At 70.2% G+C, this 18,949-nt stretch carries 19 protein-coding genes; 16 read left to right on the top strand and 3 right to left on the bottom strand.

The window, feature by feature from the left end:
* Positions 1-58 precede the first annotated feature (58 nt).
* Entirely contained in the window at positions 59-1,828 is a 1,770-nt protein-coding gene (locus FK529_RS06940; protein WP_438947184.1) for an alpha/beta hydrolase, read from the bottom strand.
* 165 nt (positions 1,829-1,993) lie between these two features.
* On the opposite strand from FK529_RS06940, the gene FK529_RS06935 reads away from it, so the two are divergent.
* Positions 1,994-2,257: a phosphoribosyl-ATP diphosphatase gene (locus FK529_RS06935; RefSeq protein WP_166436393.1), complete on the top strand. Its 264-nt coding sequence runs from the start codon at positions 1,994-1,996 to the stop codon at positions 2,255-2,257.
* Between the two features lie 34 nt (positions 2,258-2,291).
* The gene (hisG, locus tag FK529_RS06930; RefSeq protein WP_146560258.1) at positions 2,292-3,161 is read left to right on the top strand and encodes an ATP phosphoribosyltransferase; all 870 of its coding nucleotides are present in this window, start codon (positions 2,292-2,294) and stop codon (positions 3,159-3,161) included.
* A gap of 10 nt (positions 3,162-3,171) precedes the next feature.
* Here hisG and FK529_RS06925 read toward each other — a convergent pair whose 3' ends face one another.
* A complete protein-coding gene (locus tag FK529_RS06925; RefSeq protein ID WP_146560257.1) occupies positions 3,172-4,002 on the bottom strand; it encodes a thioesterase family protein in 831 nt (276 codons plus the stop codon).
* A 64-nt stretch (positions 4,003-4,066) separates the two neighbouring features.
* Between FK529_RS06925 and FK529_RS06920 the strand changes: the two genes are divergently transcribed.
* The 5 genes from FK529_RS06920 (at position 4,067) to FK529_RS06900 (ending at position 11,307) form a co-directional block, all read left to right on the top strand.
* Positions 4,067-4,894: a tRNA (adenine-N1)-methyltransferase gene (locus FK529_RS06920; protein ID WP_146560256.1), complete on the top strand. Its 828-nt coding sequence runs from the start codon at positions 4,067-4,069 to the stop codon at positions 4,892-4,894.
* Positions 4,895-4,927: 33 nt separating this feature from the next.
* A complete protein-coding gene (gene arc, locus FK529_RS06915) occupies positions 4,928-6,655 on the top strand; it encodes a proteasome ATPase (protein ID WP_146560255.1) in 1,728 nt (575 codons plus the stop codon).
* 74 nt (positions 6,656-6,729) lie between these two features.
* A complete protein-coding gene (locus FK529_RS06910) occupies positions 6,730-9,279 on the top strand; it encodes an ATP-binding cassette domain-containing protein (protein WP_146560254.1) in 2,550 nt (849 codons plus the stop codon).
* A 74-nt stretch (positions 9,280-9,353) separates the two neighbouring features.
* Positions 9,354-10,844 (top strand): depupylase/deamidase Dop, encoded by a 1,491-nt coding sequence (gene dop / locus FK529_RS06905; protein ID WP_146560253.1) that lies wholly within the window; start codon positions 9,354-9,356, stop codon positions 10,842-10,844.
* Between the two features lie 4 nt (positions 10,845-10,848).
* A complete protein-coding gene (locus tag FK529_RS06900; RefSeq protein ID WP_146560252.1) occupies positions 10,849-11,307 on the top strand; it encodes a nitroreductase family deazaflavin-dependent oxidoreductase in 459 nt (152 codons plus the stop codon).
* A gap of 9 nt (positions 11,308-11,316) precedes the next feature.
* Here the strand turns inward: FK529_RS06900 and FK529_RS06895 are convergent, their stop codons facing one another.
* Complete coding sequence (locus FK529_RS06895) at positions 11,317-11,703, bottom strand: hypothetical protein (RefSeq protein WP_146560251.1); 387 nt, start codon at positions 11,701-11,703, stop codon at positions 11,317-11,319.
* A 74-nt stretch (positions 11,704-11,777) separates the two neighbouring features.
* On the opposite strand from FK529_RS06895, the gene FK529_RS06890 reads away from it, so the two are divergent.
* The 9 genes from FK529_RS06890 to tatA all read left to right on the top strand — a co-directional run bounded on the left by FK529_RS06890 (position 11,778) and on the right by tatA (position 18,943).
* A complete protein-coding gene (locus FK529_RS06890) occupies positions 11,778-11,972 on the top strand; it encodes a ubiquitin-like protein Pup (protein ID WP_068525632.1) in 195 nt (64 codons plus the stop codon).
* On the top strand, positions 11,969-12,745 hold the full coding sequence (gene prcB / locus FK529_RS06885) for a proteasome subunit beta (protein WP_146560250.1): 777 nt from the start codon (positions 11,969-11,971) through the stop codon (positions 12,743-12,745). Before FK529_RS06890 ends, prcB begins: the two co-directional genes overlap by 4 nt.
* The gene (prcA, locus tag FK529_RS06880; RefSeq protein WP_146560249.1) at positions 12,742-13,455 is read left to right on the top strand and encodes a proteasome subunit alpha; all 714 of its coding nucleotides are present in this window, start codon (positions 12,742-12,744) and stop codon (positions 13,453-13,455) included. The genes prcB and prcA overlap by 4 nt, the downstream gene beginning before the upstream one ends.
* An 85-nt stretch (positions 13,456-13,540) precedes the next feature.
* Positions 13,541-15,103 (top strand): sodium-dependent transporter, encoded by a 1,563-nt coding sequence (locus FK529_RS06875; RefSeq protein WP_231702969.1) that lies wholly within the window; start codon positions 13,541-13,543, stop codon positions 15,101-15,103.
* Positions 15,100-15,213, top strand: a complete 114-nt coding sequence (locus FK529_RS06870) for a methionine/alanine import family NSS transporter small subunit (protein WP_146560248.1) — start codon at positions 15,100-15,102, stop codon at positions 15,211-15,213. Before FK529_RS06875 ends, FK529_RS06870 begins: the two co-directional genes overlap by 4 nt.
* Positions 15,214-15,237: 24 nt before the next feature.
* Positions 15,238-16,596, top strand: a complete 1,359-nt coding sequence (gene pafA / locus FK529_RS06865) for a Pup--protein ligase (RefSeq protein WP_146560247.1) — start codon at positions 15,238-15,240, stop codon at positions 16,594-16,596.
* A 54-nt stretch (positions 16,597-16,650) separates the two neighbouring features.
* Positions 16,651-17,625 (top strand): helix-turn-helix transcriptional regulator, encoded by a 975-nt coding sequence (locus FK529_RS06860; RefSeq protein ID WP_146560246.1) that lies wholly within the window; start codon positions 16,651-16,653, stop codon positions 17,623-17,625.
* The gene (locus tag FK529_RS06855) at positions 17,622-18,596 is read left to right on the top strand and encodes a helix-turn-helix transcriptional regulator (protein WP_146560245.1); all 975 of its coding nucleotides are present in this window, start codon (positions 17,622-17,624) and stop codon (positions 18,594-18,596) included. Before FK529_RS06860 ends, FK529_RS06855 begins: the two co-directional genes overlap by 4 nt.
* Positions 18,597-18,691: 95 nt before the next feature.
* Entirely contained in the window at positions 18,692-18,943 is a 252-nt protein-coding gene (gene tatA / locus FK529_RS06850; protein WP_146560244.1) for a Sec-independent protein translocase subunit TatA, read from the top strand.
* Positions 18,944-18,949 lie beyond the last annotated feature (6 nt).

The raw sequence follows: 18,949 nt of genomic DNA, 5'->3' as shown, positions 1-18,949 counted from the left end.
GACGACCCGGAAGTGTTGGGCGTCACTGTTTTCCCGGTCCCGCCGAGGTGCGGCCGGACTACTTCTCCGCGCCGTCGACCGCGGCGCTGGCCATGACGGCCATCCGCACGCGCTCGGTGTCCGCGGGCGTCCAGCCGGCCGGCGGGAGAACCGCGGCGAAGGCGTCGACCACGGCGGTCCCGTAGTTGTGCCCGTGCCCGTCGGGCACCCCGGCCGCGTTGGCGAGGTCCGCGGAGACCTGCCAGAACGTGACGAACGGATACCAGGCCATCGCCGCGCTGCGGTCGCGCCCGGGAGCCTCCCGGAGCCAGTCCGGCTGGCGCAGCATCAGGTCGGTGGACCACCACACCACCGGATCCGACGGGTGCTGCACGTAGACGATGTGCGGCGTGAGCCACTCGGCCCCACCGCTACCGTCCTCGCCGGTCAGGGGGCGCTGCCCGTCGGTGAACCGGACGATCAGCCCGTCGGTGTACGTGGGAAGCACCTCGGGGGTGCCCAGGTCGCGACGCTCGGTGATCGCCGAGTGGAGGGGGTTCGCCCGTGGCGGGCCGAGCCAGACGACACCGTCGACCTCGCTCCGGATGTCGGACAGCCCCGTGAACGCACCCTCGCCGGCGCGGGTACCCAGGCTTTCTCCCATGACCAGGAGCTTGGGGCGCGTCTCGGTGGGCCGGGCGCGGACGTCGGCGACGACCGCGTCGATGAGCCGCTTCCCGGATGCGAGGGAGGCCTCGCCGTCGGTGAGGAACGAGATCCAGCTCGGCAGGTACGAGTACTGCATCGCGACCAGGGCGACGTCACCGTCGTACATGAGCTCGACGGCGCGGGCGGCCGTCGGGTTCACCCAGCCGGAGCCGGTGGTCGGTACCACCACGACGTGCCGGCGCTCGAGCGCGCCGGTCCGGGCCAACTCGCGGTGCAGGAGTGCGATCCGGTCCTCGGGGCTGTCCGCGTTCTCGAGGCCCACGTAGACGCGCACCGGCTCGGTCACGGGCCGGGTGGTGAACCGCGCTATTTCGGCGGCGCGCAACCCGCCGGAAACGAACTTGCGCCCCTCGTTCCCGAGACCCGACCACCGCGCGGCGGAGCCCTCGGACCCCGAGCGCCAGCTCTCGGCCGGCTGCGGGAACTCGGGCGACTCCTGGTCGTTGGTCGACGATGCCACCGTGTTCGCCGTCGCGGTGAACGCCCGCAGGCCCACGTCGTTGATCGCGAAGACCACCAGGATCACCACCAGTCCGAAGCCCAGCACCTTGGCCGCGGGCTGCGGCACCCGCAGGTACGTATTGGCGCGCCGCGCCAGGAACAACCCGAGGTCGCGGAGGACGCGGAAGGTCGAGATGAGAGCGGCGGCCACGAGGAAGGCCACGATCGGCGTGAGCACGTACCAGAGGTTGGACCCCGGAGGCATGCCCATCAGCGCCCGGACCTCGTCCTGCCAGCGCTTCGCGGCGACCATCATCGTGAACCCGCCCAGGAGCACGCCGAGGACGATCAGCGCCCGCCAGACGGGCACCAACCGGGCGCGCCGGGGATCGTCGCGGATGGGGTGCGCGCGCACCAGCAGTTCGACGATCACCCACTTGAGGAAGACGCCGATCGCGTAGCCGATCACCGCGTTGATCCCCGAGACGATGCCCTGGAAGAACCAGGAGCGGGGGAGCAGCGAGACGGTCAGGCTGCTCATCAGGAACAGGCCGCCCACGAACAGGCCCGCGAAGTCGAGGTGCAGCAGGCTCCACGCCCATGCGAGGAGTGGATGCCGGGCGGCGAAGTCGTCGTAGCTCTCCCGCAGGAAGCGGTCGGGGTCCCGCGCGGCGCGCACGAACCTCAGCCTCGCCCGGATCAGGGCGCGGGCGTACCGGTACTGGGCGGCGCCCTTCGCGGGCGTGGTGGCGGGAGCGTCGGAATGCGGGGCCGACGGTGCGCTCGCCTCGGTCCCCCTGCCCTCCACACGGACCACTGTAGTTCGCGTGGGAGAATGACCTCCGTGAAGACCATGGAGACGCTGTTCGCGGAGTTGGCCGTCAAGGCCGAGGAGCGGCCCGCCGGAAGCGGGACCGTCGAAGCGCTGGACCGCGGTATCCATTTCCTGGGCAAGAAGGTGCTCGAGGAGGCCGGCGAGGTCTGGATGGCCGCCGAGCACCAGAGCGACGAGGACCTCGCCGAGGAGGCCTCGCAGCTGCTGTACTGGCTGCAGGTGCTCCTGATCAAGCGCGGTCTGACGCTCGACGACGTCTACTCCTACCTGTAGCCCGACTCTCTTCTTCGAAGGATCTGACAGACACATGTTGCGGGTCGCCGTACCGAACAAGGGCGCGCTTTCCGAGGCCGCCGCCGCCATCCTGAGCGAGGCGGGCTACCGCCGCCGCACCGACGCCAAGGACCTCACGGTCCTCGACAACACCAACGAGGTCGAATTCTTCTTCCTCCGCCCCAAGGACATCGCCCACTACGTGGGCTCCGGCGATCTCGACATGGGCATCACCGGCCGCGACCTCGCGCGGGACTCCGGCGCCGCGTTCACCGAGCGCCTGGCGCTGGGCTTCGGCCGCTCGACCCTCCGCTACGCCGGCCCGGCCGGGAGGGACTGGACCGTCGCCGACCTCGACGGTAAGCGCGTCGCCACGTCGTATCCCAACCTGGTGCGCCGCGACCTCGCCGCACGCGGCCTCGACGCCACGGTGATCCGCCTCGACGGCGCCGTCGAGATCTCCGTCCAGCTGGGCGTCGCCGACCTCATCGCCGACGTCGTGGAGTCCGGCCGCTCGCTACGGCAGAACAACCTCGTCGCCTTCGGCGAATCGCTCTGCGACTCCGAGGGCGTGCTGATCGAGCGCGTCGGCACCGAGGCGGACCGCGCCAGGGGGCTGGAGACCGCGCGCGGCCGGGACCAGCTCACAGCGCGGCTGAAGGGCGTCGTCTTCGGTCGGCAGTACGTGTTGCTCGACTACGACTGCCCGCGCACGCTGCTCGACGGTGCCATCGCCGTCACGCCGGGCCTGGAGTCGCCCACCGTGTCGCCGATGGCCGACGACAAGTGGGTGGCGGTGCGTGCCATGGTGCTCCGCAAGGAGGCCAACACGGTCATGGACGACCTCGCCGAGCTCGGCGCGAAGGCGATCCTCATGACCGACATCCGCAGCTGCCGCTTCTGACCCGGACCGGTCAGCGCGCGGCGACGAGCAGCGTCTGGGCGCCGACGGCGAAGGCACCGTCACCGTCGTAAAGACGGGAGATCGTGGTGCCGATGCCCTCGCCACCGACCAGTTGGTCGCCCAGGAGGCCGACCCAGCCGTCGACGGGCCGTGGCGATCGGTGGAAGTGGACCGTCATATCGAGGTTCATCCAGGTCACAGCCGTGGGGTCGAGATAGGCGGAGATGCCGTTCGCGGCGTCGACCACCGAGAAGACCTGGACCAGCCGCGACGGTTCCTCGCCGGCGACGAGCGGTATCGTCGCGCGGACCCAGCACTGCTTGGCGCCGCCGGGCCCGTCGGGGTGATCGACGAACTTCCACTCGCACGCGGCGAGGAAGCCGTGGTCCTTGAGATGCGCGAAGAAGTCCGGCATGGCGCCCTGCTCCGCACCCGCCGGGGGGAGCGCGGGGGAGAGGTCGCGGGCGATCGCGGCGGTGTCCGACGCCGCGAGCGCCCATGCCTGCGCCCGAGCGACGGTGCGGTACTCCCCGGCACCGTCGACGCAGTCCATCTCCGCGGCGATGAGCGAGATGGTCCGCCCGGGCCGCGTGACCCAGGCCCGCACGCGGGTCCGGGTGATCGGCACGACGCCGAGCAGGTCGATGGTCACGCGGGAGATCCGCGCCTGCTCACCGACGAGCTTCTCCATCGCGCGCACCATGATCGCCGCGGGCGGCGCCCCGTGCTGCATGGTGTCGGCCCAGACGCTCGCGGTGGACGGCGTGGGGTCGAAGACCTCGTACTCGAGGCCGTCGGCGGCGAGGGGGCCGGCGGGGTGGAAGAACGCGTCATCAGCCATGCACCAGTCCTACCGATAGGTCGGATTCGCGGCGCGACCGGGGTGGCTGGGAAGATGTTCCACCATGGCGAACAGTGGGCCCTTCGTGGTGGGCGACCGAGTGCAGCTGACGGACGCGAAGGGCCGGAAGTTCACCGTCCACCTGGAGGCGGGCAAGGAGTTCCACACGCACAAGGGCGGCATCCGGCACGACGAGCTGATCGGCGCCCCCGAGGGCAGCGTGGTCAAGGCGGTCAACGGCACCCCCTACCTGGCGCTGCGGCCGTTGCTCACCGACTACGTGCTGTCGATGCCGCGCGGAGCGCAGGTCATCTACCCGAAGGACGCCGCGCAGATCGTCGCCGAGGGCGACATCTTCCCCGGTGCGCGGGTGCTGGAGGCCGGCGCCGGCTCGGGCGCGCTCACCTGCTCGCTGCTGCGTGCCGTGGGCCCCGCGGGCTCCGTGACCTCGTGGGAGGTCCGGGAGGACCACGCGGAGTACGCGGCGGCGAACGTCGAGGAGTTCTTCGGCGGCCGTCCCGACAACTGGAACCTGCAGCTGGGCGACCTCGCCGAGTACGACGGCCCGCAGGTCGATCGCGTGGTGCTCGACATGCTCGCCCCGTGGGACGTGCTGGACGCGGTCGGCAAGGCGCTGGTGCCGGGCGGCGTGCTCACCGTCTACGTCGCCACCACGACCCAGCTGTCGAAGGTGGTCGAGGCGATCCGCGAACAGGCGATGTGGACCGAGCCCCGGTCGTGGGAGGCGCTGGTGCGCGAATGGCACGTCGTCGGCCTCGCCGTCCGCCCCTCGCACCGCATGCAGGGTCACACCGCGTTCCTCATCACCTGCCGGCGCCTCGCCGACGGCACCGTCGCGCCGCGTCCGCAGCGGCGGTCCAACAAGGGGTAGCGTGAGAGGTCCCCACGGAAAGGGAGTGCATTCGTGACGGAACCGGATCCGACTCGTACCCCGGCCGCTGCGGCGGACTCGTCCGGCCCGCAGGCCACGTCCGCGGCCGTGCTGCGCGAGCGCGTCGATGCGCTCACCACCCGGAACGCGAAGCTGCTCGAGACGCTGCGCGATGCGCGTAACCAGCTGCTCACCCTCCGTGAAGAGGTCGAGCGGCTCGGCCAGCCGCCGTCGGGTTACGGCGTGCTCCTGGGCACCTTCGAGGACGACACCGTGGACGTCTTCACCTCCGGGCGCAAGATGCGGCTCACCTGCTCCCCGAACCTCGACGTGGCAGCCTTGCGCACGGGCCAGACTGTGCGCCTCAACGAAGCGCTGACCGTGGTCGAGGCCTCCGATTACGAAACGGTCGGGGAGATCTCCACCCTGCGCGAAATCCTCGACGACGGGGCCCGCGCCCTGGTCGTCGGCCACGCCGACGAGGAGCGTGTGGTGCGGCTGGCCGCCCCGCTGGCGTTGCAGGCCTCCGAGGATCCGGGCCTCGACGAGTTCGGGCTGCCCCGGCGCAAGCTCCGCGTGGGCGACTCACTGCTGGTCGACGCCAAGGCGGGCTACGCCTTCGAGCGGATCCCCAAGGCCGAGGTCGAGGACCTGGTGCTCGAGGAGGTCCCGGACGTCGACTACTCCGACATCGGCGGCCTGGGCCGGCAGATCGAGCTCATCCGCGACGCCGTCGAGCTGCCCTTCCTGCACAAGGATCTGTTCAAGGAGTACGCGCTGCGCCCGCCGAAGGGCGTGCTGCTCTACGGCCCGCCCGGCAACGGCAAGACGCTCATTGCGAAGGCCGTCGCGAACTCGCTCGCGAAGAAGATCGCAGAGATCCGCGGCGACGACTCGCGCGAGGTCAAGTCCTACTTCCTCAACATCAAGGGCCCCGAGCTGCTCAACAAGTTCGTCGGCGAGACCGAGCGGCACATCCGCCTGATCTTCCAGCGCGCCCGTGAGAAGGCGTCCGAGGGGACGCCCGTCATCGTCTTCTTCGACGAGATGGATTCGATCTTCCGTACGCGCGGCTCGGGTGTGAGCTCCGACGTCGAGACCACGGTCGTGCCGCAGCTGCTGTCGGAGATCGACGGTGTCGAGGGCCTCGAGAACGTCATCGTGATCGGCGCGTCGAACCGCGAGGACATGATCGACCCCGCGATCCTGCGGCCCGGACGTCTCGACGTGAAGATCAAGATCGAGCGGCCCGACGCCGAGGGTGCGATCGACATCTTCTCCAAGTACCTGACGACCGCCCTGCCGATCCACGAGGAGGACCTGGCCGAGTTCGGCGGCGACCGCGAGGCCTGCGTGAAGGCGATGATCGAGCGGGTCGTCGAGCGGATGTACGCGGAGACCGACGACAACCGGTTCCTGGAGGTGACCTACGCCAACGGCGACAAGGAGGTCATGTACTTCAAGGACTTCAACTCGGGCGCGATGATCCAGAACGTCGTGGACCGGGCCAAGAAGCACGCCATCAAGGGCTTCCTCGACACCGGCCAGCCCGGTCTGCGGATCACCCACCTGCTGGAGTCCATCGTCGACGAGTTCGCCGAGAACGAGGACCTGCCCAACACCACGAATCCCGACGACTGGGCTCGGATCTCCGGCAAGAAGGGCGAGCGCATCGTCTACATCCGCACGCTCGTGACGGGCAAGAATTCGAGCGCCTCCCGGGCGATCGACACGGAGAACAACACCGGCCAGTACCTGTAGGCCACCGGGCTCTGCGCGCCCGGCAAGCGCGGCATAAGTCCAGCGCAAGCGGCGTCCGAATATAGTCATCCGTGATGAGTACGGATACCGCGGTTCTCACCGTCACTGTGGACGGGCAGACGCTGACCTTCACCCCCGGTAAGACGGTGACCTTCGGGCGCACGCTCGAATCGGACGTGACGATCAACCACCCGTTGGTCTCGCGGACGCACGCCGTCGCGTCCGCGGGCCCGACGGGGTGGAGCCTCGCCGACCGCAGCACCAACGGCGTCTTCGCGGGGGGCGTCCGACGGCCCACGATCGCGCTGACCGGCACGCAGCAGCTGATGTTCGGCGACCCGCGGACCGGCGCTGCGGTCACGTTCTCGACGGCGGCACGATCGAACACCCCGCCCCCGCCGCCGGCCCGGACGCCGCCGTCCGCGGCCCCGCAGCAGCCTGTCCAGCAGCTCCCGGCCGCGCGGCGCGCACCGTCGAACCCCGGACGGGCCGCGGGCCCGGCGCCCCAGGCCAGCCCGGCACCTCCCTCCCGGCCGATGCCGCTGCCGCCGCGCCAGCCGGCCCCGATATCCCGCCCGCAGGCTCCGGTGCCGCCACAGCGGCTCACGGGCGACGTGCCGCCGCACCTGCGCGCCATGGCCGGCAACACCGGCCTGTACCAGGTGGCGAAGATGCCGGCGCGGCCCGTGGGCACCGGGCAGATGACCATCGGCCGCACCCCGGACAACGACATCGCGATCGGCGACATGCTGGTCTCGCGGCGGCACGCGCGCCTGCTCAGCGGCCCGCAGGGCCTCGTCATCGAGGACCTGGGTTCGGCGAACGGCACCCAGGTCAACGGTCGCAGGATCGCCGGTCCGACCGCGCTGCGCGAGGGCGACTTGGTCACCGTCGGCAACTCCGACCTCATCGTCGACCAGGGGCGCCTCGAGCGCCCGAAGGCCCAGGAGTTCGCGGGGGCCGGCCTCGCGGTGCAGGGCATCACGCTCACGGTCGACGGCAACAAGACGCTGCTGCACGGCGTGGACTTCCGCGCCTCGCCTGGCACGCTGACGGCCGTGATCGGCCCGTCCGGCGCCGGCAAGTCGACGGTGTCGCGGGTCGTCTCCGGCGCGGTCGCGCCGACCGCGGGCCGGGTCGAATTCGAGGGCCGCGACGTGCACCGCGACTTCGACGCGCTCCGCTCCCGTATCGGCATGGTCCCGCAGGACGACGTGCTGCACCGGCAGCTGACGCTGCAGCAGGCGCTCCGGTTCGCCGCCGAACTGCGGCTGCCGCCCGACATGTCGAAGGCGGACCGCGATCAGGTGATCGACGGCGTGCTCTCGGAGCTGCAGCTCACCGAGCACAAGCAGACGCGGGTCGACAAGCTCTCGGGCGGCCAGCGCAAGCGCGCTTCGGTGGCGATGGAGCTGCTCACCGGCCCGTCCCTGCTGATCCTCGACGAGCCCACGTCGGGCCTGGACCCGGCGCTGGACCGGCAGGTCATGCAGACGCTGCGCCGGTTGGCCGATGCCGGCCGCGTGGTCATCGTCGTCACACACTCCCTGACGCACATCGACATGTGCGACCAGGTGCTCCTGCTCGCGCCCGGCGGCAAGACCGCCTACTGCGGCTCGCCGAAGGGCGTGAAGGCCGCGATGGGCACCGACGACTGGGCGGAGATCTTCGACTTCGCCGCCAAGCAGCCCGACGTGGCCTGGCAGCGGTACCGCTCCGCGCACCCCGTCCCGCATCCGCCCGCGCCCACCGGAGCCCCGCCGGCGCCGACGAAGGCACCGCGGACCTCGACGCGCAAGCAACTGTCGGTGGTCGCGCGGCGGCAACTGCGGCTGATCCTCTCCGACAAGGCCTACCTCGCGTTCCTCGTCGCGCTGCCCTTCGTGCTCGGCGGCGTCACCCTGCTGGTGCCGGCGGAGAAGGGCCTCGTCGGCGTCGTCGAATCCGAGGTCGCGACGCCCAAGATGATCCTGGTGCTACTGGTGATCGGCGCCTGCTTCATGGGTGCGGCGCTCACCGCGCGCGACCTGGTCGGCGAGCGGGCGATCTTCCAGCGCGAACGCGCCGTCGGCCTGCGGCCCGGCGCCTACCTCTCGGCGAAGACGATCGTCTTCTTCGCGGCCGCGAGCATCCAGGCGGCGATCATGGTAGGCATCACACTCCTCCGCACGGAGGTGCCCCAGCAGGGCGCGATCCTGGCGATGGTGCCGCTGGAGCTGATCATCGACATCGCCGTCCTGGCCTGCGTCTCGACGCTGGTGGGCCTGCTGATCTCGGCGATCGCGAGGTCCGCCGAGCAGGTCATGCCGCTGCTCGTGGTGGTCGTGATCTCGCAGCTCGTGATGAGCGGTGGCCTGTTCGGCCTGCACGACCGGCCCGGCCTGGAGCAGGTGTCGTGGCTGTTCCCGTCGCGTTGGGGCTTCGCCGCCAGCGCGTCCACCATCGACCTGCAGAAGGTGACCGAGGTGACCGACCCGGTCTCGGGACGCCCGATGCCGGCGGAGGTGGACCCGCTGTGGGACTCGACGCCCATGCAGTGGGGCATCGCGATCGGCGTGCTCGCGCTCATGGCGGTGGTCCTGTGGGCGGCCACGCGGTGGCGCATCGCACGGCAGTCGGCCTGACGGGGCGTCGGCCGGTCGCCGTCATGGGAGCGGGGCGAGCGAGCGAACGGGATCACCCCCGATAGGCTGGCGCCATGCAGCGCATCATCGGGACAGAGGTGGAATACGGGATCTCCGCGCCGAAGGATCCCACCGCCAATCCGATCCTCACGTCGACGCAGGCCGTGCTCGCGTACGCCGCCGCGGCGGCGGTGCCGCGCGCCAAGCGCACCCGATGGGACTACGACCTCGAGTCGCCGCTGCGCGACGCCCGCGGCTTCGACCTCGGCCGCGGCGGACCGGCGCCGATCATCGACGCCGACGAGATCGGCGCGGCGAACATGATCCTCACCAACGGCGCCCGGCTGTACGTGGACCACGCGCACCCCGAGTACTCGGCGCCCGAGGTCACCGATCCGCTCGACGCGGTCATCTGGGACAAGGCGGGGGAGCGGGTCATGGACGCCGCGGCCCGCTACGCGTCGACGGTGCCCGGCGCCTCGGCACTGCAGCTGTACAAGAACAACATCGACGGCAAGGGCGCCTCGTACGGAACGCACGAGAACTACCTGTGCCGGCGCGAGACGCCGTTCGCGGCGATCGTCACCGGACTCACGCCCTTCTTCGCGACCCGGCAGGTCTTCACCGGCAGCGGCCGCGTCGGCATCGGCGCCAACGGCGACGAGCCGGGCTTCCAGCTCTCGCAGCGCGCCGACTACATCGAGGTCGAGGTCGGCCTCGAGACCACGCTCAAACGCGGCATCATCAACACCCGCGACGAGCCGCACGCCGACCCGGACAAGTACCGCCGGCTGCACGTGATCATCGGCGACGCCAACCTCGCGGAGACCTCCACCTACCTCAAGGTCGGCACGTCGGCGCTGGTGCTGGACCTGATCGAGGCGGGCGTCGACCTGTCGGACCTGCAGCTCGCGGCGCCGGTGACCGCCGTGCACCAGGTGTCGCGGGACCTGTCCTTGGCCGGCCGCCTGGAGCTGGCCGACGGTCGCCGCATGACGGCGCTCGACGTCCAGCGCGCCTATGCCGACCGTGTCGGGGCCTTCCTCGAGGGCTCCGACGATGCCCGCGCGCTCGACGTGCACGCGACCTGGGTGCGGGTGCTCGACACCCTCGCCGACGATCCGCTGCGGCTCGCGGACGAGTTGGACTGGCCGGCTAAGCTGCGCCTGCTCGAAGGCATCCGACAGCGCGAGGGCCTGGGCTGGGCGGCGTCGAAGCTGCAGCTCGTGGACCTGCAGTACTCCGACGTGCGGCTCGACAAGGGCCTGTACAACCGGCTCGTCGCGCGCGGCTCGATGAAGCGCCTGGTGACCGAGCAGCAGGTGATGGACGCCGTCACCACCCCGCCCGAGTCGACGCGCGCGTACTTCCGCGGCGAGTGCATGCGCCGGTTCGGCACCGACATCGCCGCCGCCAGCTGGGACTCGGTGATCTTCGACGTCGGGGCCGAGTCGCTGGTGCGGATCCCGACGCTCGAGCCTCTGCGGGGCACGAAGGAGCACGTCGGCGACCTGCTCGACGAGGCGGCCACCGCGCGCGAGCTCGTGGATTCTCTGCGAGGCTAGGGCCATGGACATCGGTCGCGAAGTGGAAAGGCTCTACGCGAAGGCGTTCCCCGAGGTGCTCAAGGCGCACGGCGCGCTGTACGTGCGTTCGGGCGGCCGGATCGGCCACAAGCTGCTCCTCGGCGTGCCCAGCCTGATCGTTCGCACCGTCGGGGCGAAGTCGGGCGAGCCCCGCACCACCGTCCTCACCTACGTGCGCGACGGCGACGACTACGTGGTGGTCGCCTCCAAGGGCGGCGCCCCGCGCAACCCGGCGTGGTACCACAACCTGGTCAAGGCCGGCACCGTGGACGTGCAGGTCGGCACGGATCGCTTCCCGGCCACCGTCGAGGCACTCAAGCCCGGCGACGGCGACTACCAGCGCCTCTGGGACCTCGCCGACGCGAACAACGGCGGCCGCTACGCCGCGTACCAGCGCAAGACGAAGCGCCCGATCCCGGTGGTCCGCCTCCGCCCCGCCTGACCGGTCGGGCTACATGCCGATCGCGAGGTTGCGGGCGAAGTCGACGCGCTGGAAGACGTCCTGCACCGCGAGGGGCGAGTGCACCGGGATGTTGGTGGTGTACGAGCGGCCTTCGGGGCCGAAGACGCTGACCTGGACGAAACCCTGCGTGCGGTCCTCCTTGACGAGCAGGAAGAGCAGCGAGAACAGGCAGACGACGAACGCGCCGACGATCGCCAGCACGGTGGCCCACGTCGGGATCTCCCGGGTCGTCACGCTCTGGTTCGTCACGGTCCACTGCGCTCCCGCGATGGGAAAGGTGCCCGCCGGGGTGATCACATCGGTCCGGGTGCAATGGATGTCGCCGATGCTCACGAGCACCGGATCGGGCAAGTTGGGCGGCGTGTACGGATCCACGGGAGAAGTGTAGGCCGGTAGTGTTGGCACATCGGGCCGTACGGCACGGATACGGTCGCTAAGGAGGCAGCGAGATGGCGCAGGAGCAGGTCAAGCGTGGCGGCGGCGGCGACGACGAGGATGCTGCGGGCGGCCCGTCGGGCGCCGGCCAGGAGCGCATCGAGAAGCTGACCGACGAAACGGACGATCTGCTCGACGAGATCGACGACGTCCTCGAGGAGAACGCGGAGGACTTCGTGCGCGCCTACGTCCAGAAGGGCGGCCAGTGACGCCGCTGCACGGCGGATCGTCGTTCGTCGAACATCTCGCCGCGGTGGCGCCGGAGGCGCTGCCCGGCGGGAGTTCCGGGTCCGACGGTGCGCCGGACGTGCCGCACGGCACCACGATCGTCGCCGTGGCCTTCGCGGACGGGGTGCTGCTCGCGGGCGACCGCCGCGCCACCATGGGCAATCTCATCGCGCAGCGCGATATCGTCAAGACCTTCGTGACGGACGAGCTCACCGCGGTCGGCATCGCCGGCACCGCGGGCATCGCCAAGCAGATCGTCAAGCTGTTCACCGTCGAGCTCGAGCACTACGAGAAGATCGAGGGCGTGCCGCTGACCTTCGAAGGTAAGGCGAACCGCCTGGCCGGCATGGTGCGGAGCAATTTCGGCGCCGCGTTGCAGGGCCTCGCGGCCGTTCCCCTGCTGGTCGGCTTCGACGAGGCCGAGGCACGCGGCCGGATCGTCTCCTACGACGTCACCGGTGACTGGCACGACGAGGTGGGTTACCACTCCATCGGCTCGGGCTCGGCGTGGGCGAAGTCGTCGATCAAGAAGCGCTTCCGGCCCGGCCTCGACGCCGACGGTGCGCTCGACGTGGCCGCCGAGGCCCTGTTCGACGCCGCCGATGACGACACCGCCACGGGCGGCCCCGACGTGCTCCGCAAGCTGTACCCGACGGCGATCGTCATCACCGCTGACGGTGCCGTCGAGGTCGCGGAGCAGGACGTGGCGGCTGCCACGGACCGGGTGATCGCGGCGAGGGGAGGTCGGGCATGACGTTCCCGTACTACGCCTCCGCCGAGCAGATCATGCGCGATCGCTCGGAGCTGGCGCGCAAGGGCATCGCGCGCGGTCGGAGCGTCGTCGTGCTCAAGTACGCCGACGGCGTGGTCTTCGTGGCCGATAACCCGAGCTCGCTGTACAAGATCAGCGAGATCTACGACCGGATCGGCTTCGCCGCCGTCGGCAAGTACAACGAGTTCGAGTCGCTGCGCCGCGCGGGCATCCAGTTCGCCGACACCCGCGGCTACCAGTATTCGCGGCGCGACGTGACCGGGTGGTCGCTGACCAACGCCTACGCCTCGACGCTCGGCACCGTCTTCACCGAGCAGGCCAAGCCCTACGAGGTGGAGCTGTGTGTCGCCGAGGTGGGCACCCCCGCGAATCCGGGGTCCCGGCTCTATCGCGTGGGCTACGACGGTTCCGTGGGCGACGAGAAGCAGTTCGTCGTCATGGGCGGGCAGACGGAGTCGATCACGCCGGTGCTCACCGAGGGCTACGCCGAGGCGCTCGATCTCGCGGCCGCCGTCGCGCTGGCGGTGAAGGCGCTGGGTGCGCCGGCACCGTCGAACGGCTCGTCGTCGGCGACCGCCGAGGCGAAGACCTTTCGGGCGAGTGAACTCGAGGTCGCGATCCTCGACCACACCCGACCCCGCCGCGCCTTCAAGCGACTCTCGGACGAGCGCGTCGGGGAGCTGCTGAGCTGAGGCGTCGAGCTGCCCGGTATCGTCCCAAAACGCACCGTTTATATCGCTATGACCGATACGGTTGACAGCGACGACGGAGGACCGCGTGAAGGGGAGGTTCTGGGTGACGGAGGCGACGATCGACCGGCCGCGCGAACAGTGGGGGACCCGCGCCGGGTTCCTGTTCGCGGCCATCGGGTCCGCGGTGGGTCTCGGCAACATCTGGCGCTTCCCGAAGGAGGCGTACGACAACGGCGGCGGCGCGTTCATGGTGCCGTACCTGATCGCGTTGCTGTCCGCCGGCATCCCGCTGCTGATCTTCGAGTACGCGGTGGGGCATCGGTACCGGGCCTCGGCGCCGCGGGCGATGCGCCGGCTGGGGCGTCCGGCGGCCTTCGTCGGCTGGTGGCAGGTGGCGATCTGCTTCTTCATCGCCACCTACTACGCGGTGATCCTGGCCTGGTCGGTCCGGTACATCGGGTTCTCGCTGGACAAACGGTGGGGTGACGACCCGGCGTCGTTCTTCCAGAAGGACTTCCTGCACGTCTCGGACACGCCGGCGCTGCTCGGCGCCTACGTGCCGGGCGTGCTGTGGCCGCTGATCGGGATCTGGATCGTGACGCTCGGCGTGCTTGCGCTGGGCGTCAAGCGCGGCATCGAGCTCGCCAATCGCATCTTCATCCCGCTGCTGGTGGTCCTGTTCGGGATCCTGGTCGTGCGGGCGTTGTTCCTGCCCGGCGCCGCCGACGGGCTCAACGCGCTGTTCTCGCCCGACTGGTCCGCGATCACCGACGGGGAGGTGTGGCGCTCGGCCTACGGCCAGATCTTCTTCTCGCTGTCGGTGGGCTTCGGCATCATGGTCACCTACTCCTCGTACCTCAAGCGCAAGGCCGACCTCACCGGTTCAGCGCTGGTCGCCGGGTTCGCCAACAGCGCGTTCGAGATTCTCGCGGGCATCGGTGTCTTCGCCACGCTGGGCTTCATGGCGCTGCAGGCGCAGTTGCCGGTGAGCGAGGTGGTTCAGGGCGGGACCGGGCTGGCCTTCATCGCCTTCCCGCAGATCATCTCCGAGATCAGCGGCGGCTCCGCGCTGTTCGGCGTGCTCTTCTTCGGCAGTCTGCTCATCGCCGGCGTCACCTCGCTGATCAGTATCGTCCAGGTGATCGTCGCGGCGGTCGAGGACAGGACGGGCCTCGGGCGCGTGCCCGCGGTGCTGGCCGTCGGTGGCCTCACGGCGGTCGTTTCGATCGCCTTCTACCCCACGGAGAACGGGCTCTACATCCTCGACTCGGTGGACCACTTCATCAACGCCTACGGCATCGTGCTCGCGGCGCTCGCCGCGATCGTCGTGGCGACGTACGTGCTGCGCAGGCTGCCCTTGCTGCAGCGGCACGTCGACGCCGTGTCGAGTTTCCGGGTGGGCCGCACGTGGCAGGTGCTGCTGGGCGTCGTCACTCCGATCATGCTGATCTGGATGAGCGTGGACAGCCTCATCGGGGAGTTCGAGGAGAACTACAGCGGCTACAGCACCGATTTCCTATTGGCGGCCGGCTGGGGCGTGGCAGGACTGGCGCTGCTGTTCGGCGTCGGTATGTCGCTGCTCCCCGATCGTGGGGCCGACGCGTACCGGCCCGACGAGGATTCCGAGACGAAGGAGGTGTCCGCATGAGTAGCGGCGCCATCGTGATGCTGATCATCTCGATCGTGGTGGTGTGGGGCGGGTTGATCGCCGCGGTGATCAACTTCCGCCGGCACCCGGAACCGGGCGGGGACGACTGACGGTCGCGGAGTAGTGTTCGTCAGGTGCAGCGCCGAATCATGGGAATCGAGACCGAGTTCGGTGTCACGTGTACCTTTCACGGGCATCGTCGACTGAGCCCCGACGAGATCGCGCGATACCTGTTCCGGCGCGTGGTCTCCTGGGGCCGCAGCTCGAACGTCTTCCTGCAGAACGGCTCGCGCCTGTACCTCGACGTGGGCAGTCACCCCGAGTACGCGACCGCGGAGTGCGATTCGGTGCTCCAGCTGGTCACGCACGACAAGGCCGGCGAGCGCGTGCTCGAGGACCTACTGCTCGACGCCGAGCAGCGCCTGCAGGACGAGGGCATCGGCGGCGACATCTACCTGTTCAAGAACAACACCGATTCGGCGGGCAACTCCTACGGCTGCCACGAGAACTACCTCGTCGGCCGCGTGGGGGAGTTCTCGCGCATCGCCGACGTGCTCCTGCCCTTCCTCGTGACCCGGCAGCTGATCTGCGGCGCCGGGAAGGTGCTGCTCACGCCCAAGAACGCCACGTACTGCCTGAGTCAGCGCGCCGAGCACATCTGGGAGGGGGTCTCGAGCGCCACCACCCGCAGCCGGCCCATCATCAACACCCGCGACGAGCCGCACGCCGACGCCGAAAAGTACCGGCGCCTGCACGTGATCGTCGGCGACTCGAACATGTCCGAGACCACCACCATGCTCAAGGTGGGCACCGCCCACCTGGTGCTCGAGATGATCGAGGCCGGGGTCCAGTTCCGGGACTTCTCGCTGGACAACCCGATCCGCGCCATCCGCGAGGTCAGCCACGACACGACCGGCCGGCACGAGGTCCGGCTCGCCGGTGGCCGGCAGGCGGGCGCCCTGGACATCCAGCGCGAGTACTACGCCAAGGCCGTCGACTACCTCGCGACGCGCGAGCCCGACGAGCAGCTGAGTCGGGTCGTCGACCTGTGGGGCCGCACCCTGGACGCCGTCGAGACGCAGGACTTCTCCGGGGTCGACACCGAGATCGACTGGGTCATCAAGCGCAAGCTCTTCCAGCGCTACCTGGACAAGTACTCGATGGACCTGTCGGATCCGAAGATCGCGCAGCTCGACCTCGCGTACCACGACATCAAGCGCGGCCGCGGCGTCTTCGACCTGCTGCAGCGGCGCGGGATGGCCGCGCGGGTGACCACCGACGAGGCCGTCGAGGCCGCGGTGAAGAACCCTCCCGAGACCACCCGCGCGAAGCTCCGCGGCGACTTCATCACCGCAGCCCAGGCCGCTGGGCGCGACTTCACCGTCGATTGGGTGCACCTCAAGCTCAACGACCAGGCCCAGCGCACCGTGCTGTGCAAGGACCCGTTCCGCAACGTCGACGAGCGCGTCGAGCGACTCATCGCGTCGATGTGACGCGACATCGCGTCGATCCGGGCCGCGCGCCGGCGTAGAACGTAAGATCGACACGTGGCAACTTCGCGGATCGAGCGTCTCACCAATCTGGTGATCTGCCTCCTGTACACGCAACGTCCGCTCGACCGGGACTACATCCGGGCGAACGTCTTCGGGTACGACCCGAACTCCGACGACGAGGCCTTCGAGCGCATGTTCGAGCGCGACAAGGCCGACCTGCGCGAGCTCGGGGTACCCATCGAGGTGGCCCCGGTCTCCCGGATCAACTCGGCCGTGGGCTACCGCATCGCGCTCGACGAGTACGCCCTCGGTGACATCGACCTCGATCCCGAGGAGGCCACCGCCGTCGCCGTCGCCTCGGCGCTGTGGCAGTCGCCCGAGCTGTCCGCCGCCGCCCAGTCAGCGGTCCAGAAGCTGCGCGCGGGCGGCATGGACGTCGACGGCCCCGGAGCGGGCGTGACCCCGGGGATCGCCCCCGACCGCGGGGCCGAGGGCGCGCTGCTCGCCATGCTCGAGGGCGTGGACCGCCGCCGGCAGGTCACGTTCGAGCACAGGGCGAACCCGGCACAGCCCTACGTCGACCGAACGCTTCACCCGTGGGGCGTGGTCACCTTCCGCGGGAGCGCGTACGCCGTCGGCCACGACGTCACTCGCGACGCCGTACGCACCTTCAAGCTCAGCCGCGTCCGCGGCGGCGCGGTCACCAGCGACCCCGCCACCGTCCGGCCTCCGGACGGTTTCGACCTGCACGCGCACGTCGTGGCCACGGTCGCCGAACGTGATCCGATCGGCACCGCCCGGCTCTGGGTCGCGCAGGGCCGGGGCGACGGGCTGCGTCGGCTCGCCTCCGCGCAGGCCGACAGTGACTTCCGCGGCCGGCCCGGCACGGAGCTGACGGTGGAGATGCGCTCGGTGGACGCGGTGGCCCGCGAGGTCAGCGGCCTCGGACCCGACGCGGTGGTCTACGAGCCCCAGCAATTGCGCGACGCCGTCGTCGACCGCCTCACGGCACTGGCAGGGGAGCGATGAGCACGCAGTCGAAGCAGCCGAGCCGGCAGATGCAGCGCCTCGCGCGCTGGCTCAACGTGATCCCGTACTTCCGCTCGCACCCGGAGGCCGATCTCGAGAGGGCCGCGGCCGACCTGGGCGTGACCGTCGCCCAGCTGCGCAAGGACATTACGGGCCTCACGATGTGCGGGCTGCCGGGCATGTTCCCGGGCGACCTCATCGAGATCGACTACGACGAGGCCGGGGTCGACATCGAGTTCAGCGCGAACCTGGACCGGCCGCTCAAGCTGACCGGCCCCGAAGCGGCGTCGCTGCTGCTCGCCCTGCGGGCGCTGGCCGATTCGCCCGGCGTCGCGGACCCGGCGGCGGTGCTGCGGGCCATCGCGAAGCTCGAGGCCGCCGTCGCCGGGGCCGGACGCGACACCGTCGCGTCGATCGACGGCGCGCAGGACGCCGGGCCCGTGGCCGCGATCGCCGGCACCGTGCGCGGCGCCCTGCGCGACGGCCGCGCCCTGCACCTGCGCTACTACTCCGCCACCCGCGACGCCGCCACGGAGCGCGACGTGGACCCCATCGCCCTCGACACCTTCGACGGGCACAGCTACCTGCAGGCCTGGTGCCGCGCCAGCGAAGGGCTGCGAATGTTCCGGCTCGACCGGATCGACGAGGTGGTCGTCCTCGACGAGGCCGCGTCGGTACCCCAGCACGTCGAGCCGGCGTCGGGCCTGTTCGACGGTGCCGCCGCCGACGAGCTGACCACCGCGACGCTCGCGGTCGGACCGGGCGCCGCGTGGGCGCTCGAGTACCACCCGTTCTCGGTGCTCTCGGACGAGGCGGGCGGCCCGGTGATCGCGACGATGCAGTACGCGACCGAGGCGTGGATGGTGCGGTTCGTGCTCAGCTTCGGCGGGGAGCTCACGGTCCGCGGCCCGCAGTCGCTGGCCGACGCCGTCGCCGAGCGCGCTGCCGCCGGGCTTGCCAACTATTCATGAAGTGGACATGTCCGCCGATACTCCGGCGGGCGTTCGCGGTCGGCGTGATCCGGTAGTCTCAGCAGAGATATTCGCGAAGTTAGTGAGGCATCATCATGGGCTGGCATACCCCCTGGTTCTGGATCATCGCTGCGGTGGTCCTGCTGATCCTGTTCGGCGGCAAGAAGCTGCCTGACGCCGCGCGCGGCCTCGGTCGGTCCATGCGCATCTTCAAGAGCGAGATGGAAGAGATGAAGACCGAGGGCGAGAAGAAGGCCGCCGCTGAGCAGCCTCAGGCCCAGGTCACCGACAAGCCGATCGACGTGCAGACGGTCCAGCCGTCCGAGTCCGACCGCAAGTCGGCGTAGCCGCCT

The sequence above is a fragment of the Tsukamurella asaccharolytica genome, assembly GCF_007858435.1.
GTDB lineage: Bacteria > Actinomycetota > Actinomycetes > Mycobacteriales > Mycobacteriaceae > Tsukamurella > Tsukamurella asaccharolytica.
This window is presented reverse-complemented; position numbering and strand designations above follow the sequence as displayed.

Coding starts and splice junctions, on each gene's coding strand:
- FK529_RS06910 (WP_146560254.1), top strand. CDS start 6,730: ATGAGTACGGATACCGCGGTTCTCACCGTCACTGTGGACGGGCAGACG.
- hisG (WP_146560258.1), top strand. CDS start 2,292: ATGTTGCGGGTCGCCGTACCGAACAAGGGCGCGCTTTCCGAGGCCGCC.
- FK529_RS06920 (WP_146560256.1), top strand. CDS start 4,067: ATGGCGAACAGTGGGCCCTTCGTGGTGGGCGACCGAGTGCAGCTGACG.
- FK529_RS06900 (WP_146560252.1), top strand. CDS start 10,849: ATGGACATCGGTCGCGAAGTGGAAAGGCTCTACGCGAAGGCGTTCCCC.
- tatA (WP_146560244.1), top strand. CDS start 18,692: ATGGGCTGGCATACCCCCTGGTTCTGGATCATCGCTGCGGTGGTCCTG.
- FK529_RS06855 (WP_146560245.1), top strand. CDS start 17,622: ATGAGCACGCAGTCGAAGCAGCCGAGCCGGCAGATGCAGCGCCTCGCG.
- FK529_RS06870 (WP_146560248.1), top strand. CDS start 15,100: ATGAGTAGCGGCGCCATCGTGATGCTGATCATCTCGATCGTGGTGGTG.
- FK529_RS06925 (WP_146560257.1), bottom strand. CDS start 4,002: ATGGCTGATGACGCGTTCTTCCACCCCGCCGGCCCCCTCGCCGCCGAC.
- FK529_RS06890 (WP_068525632.1), top strand. CDS start 11,778: ATGGCGCAGGAGCAGGTCAAGCGTGGCGGCGGCGGCGACGACGAGGAT.
- dop (WP_146560253.1), top strand. CDS start 9,354: ATGCAGCGCATCATCGGGACAGAGGTGGAATACGGGATCTCCGCGCCG.
- prcA (WP_146560249.1), top strand. CDS start 12,742: ATGACGTTCCCGTACTACGCCTCCGCCGAGCAGATCATGCGCGATCGC.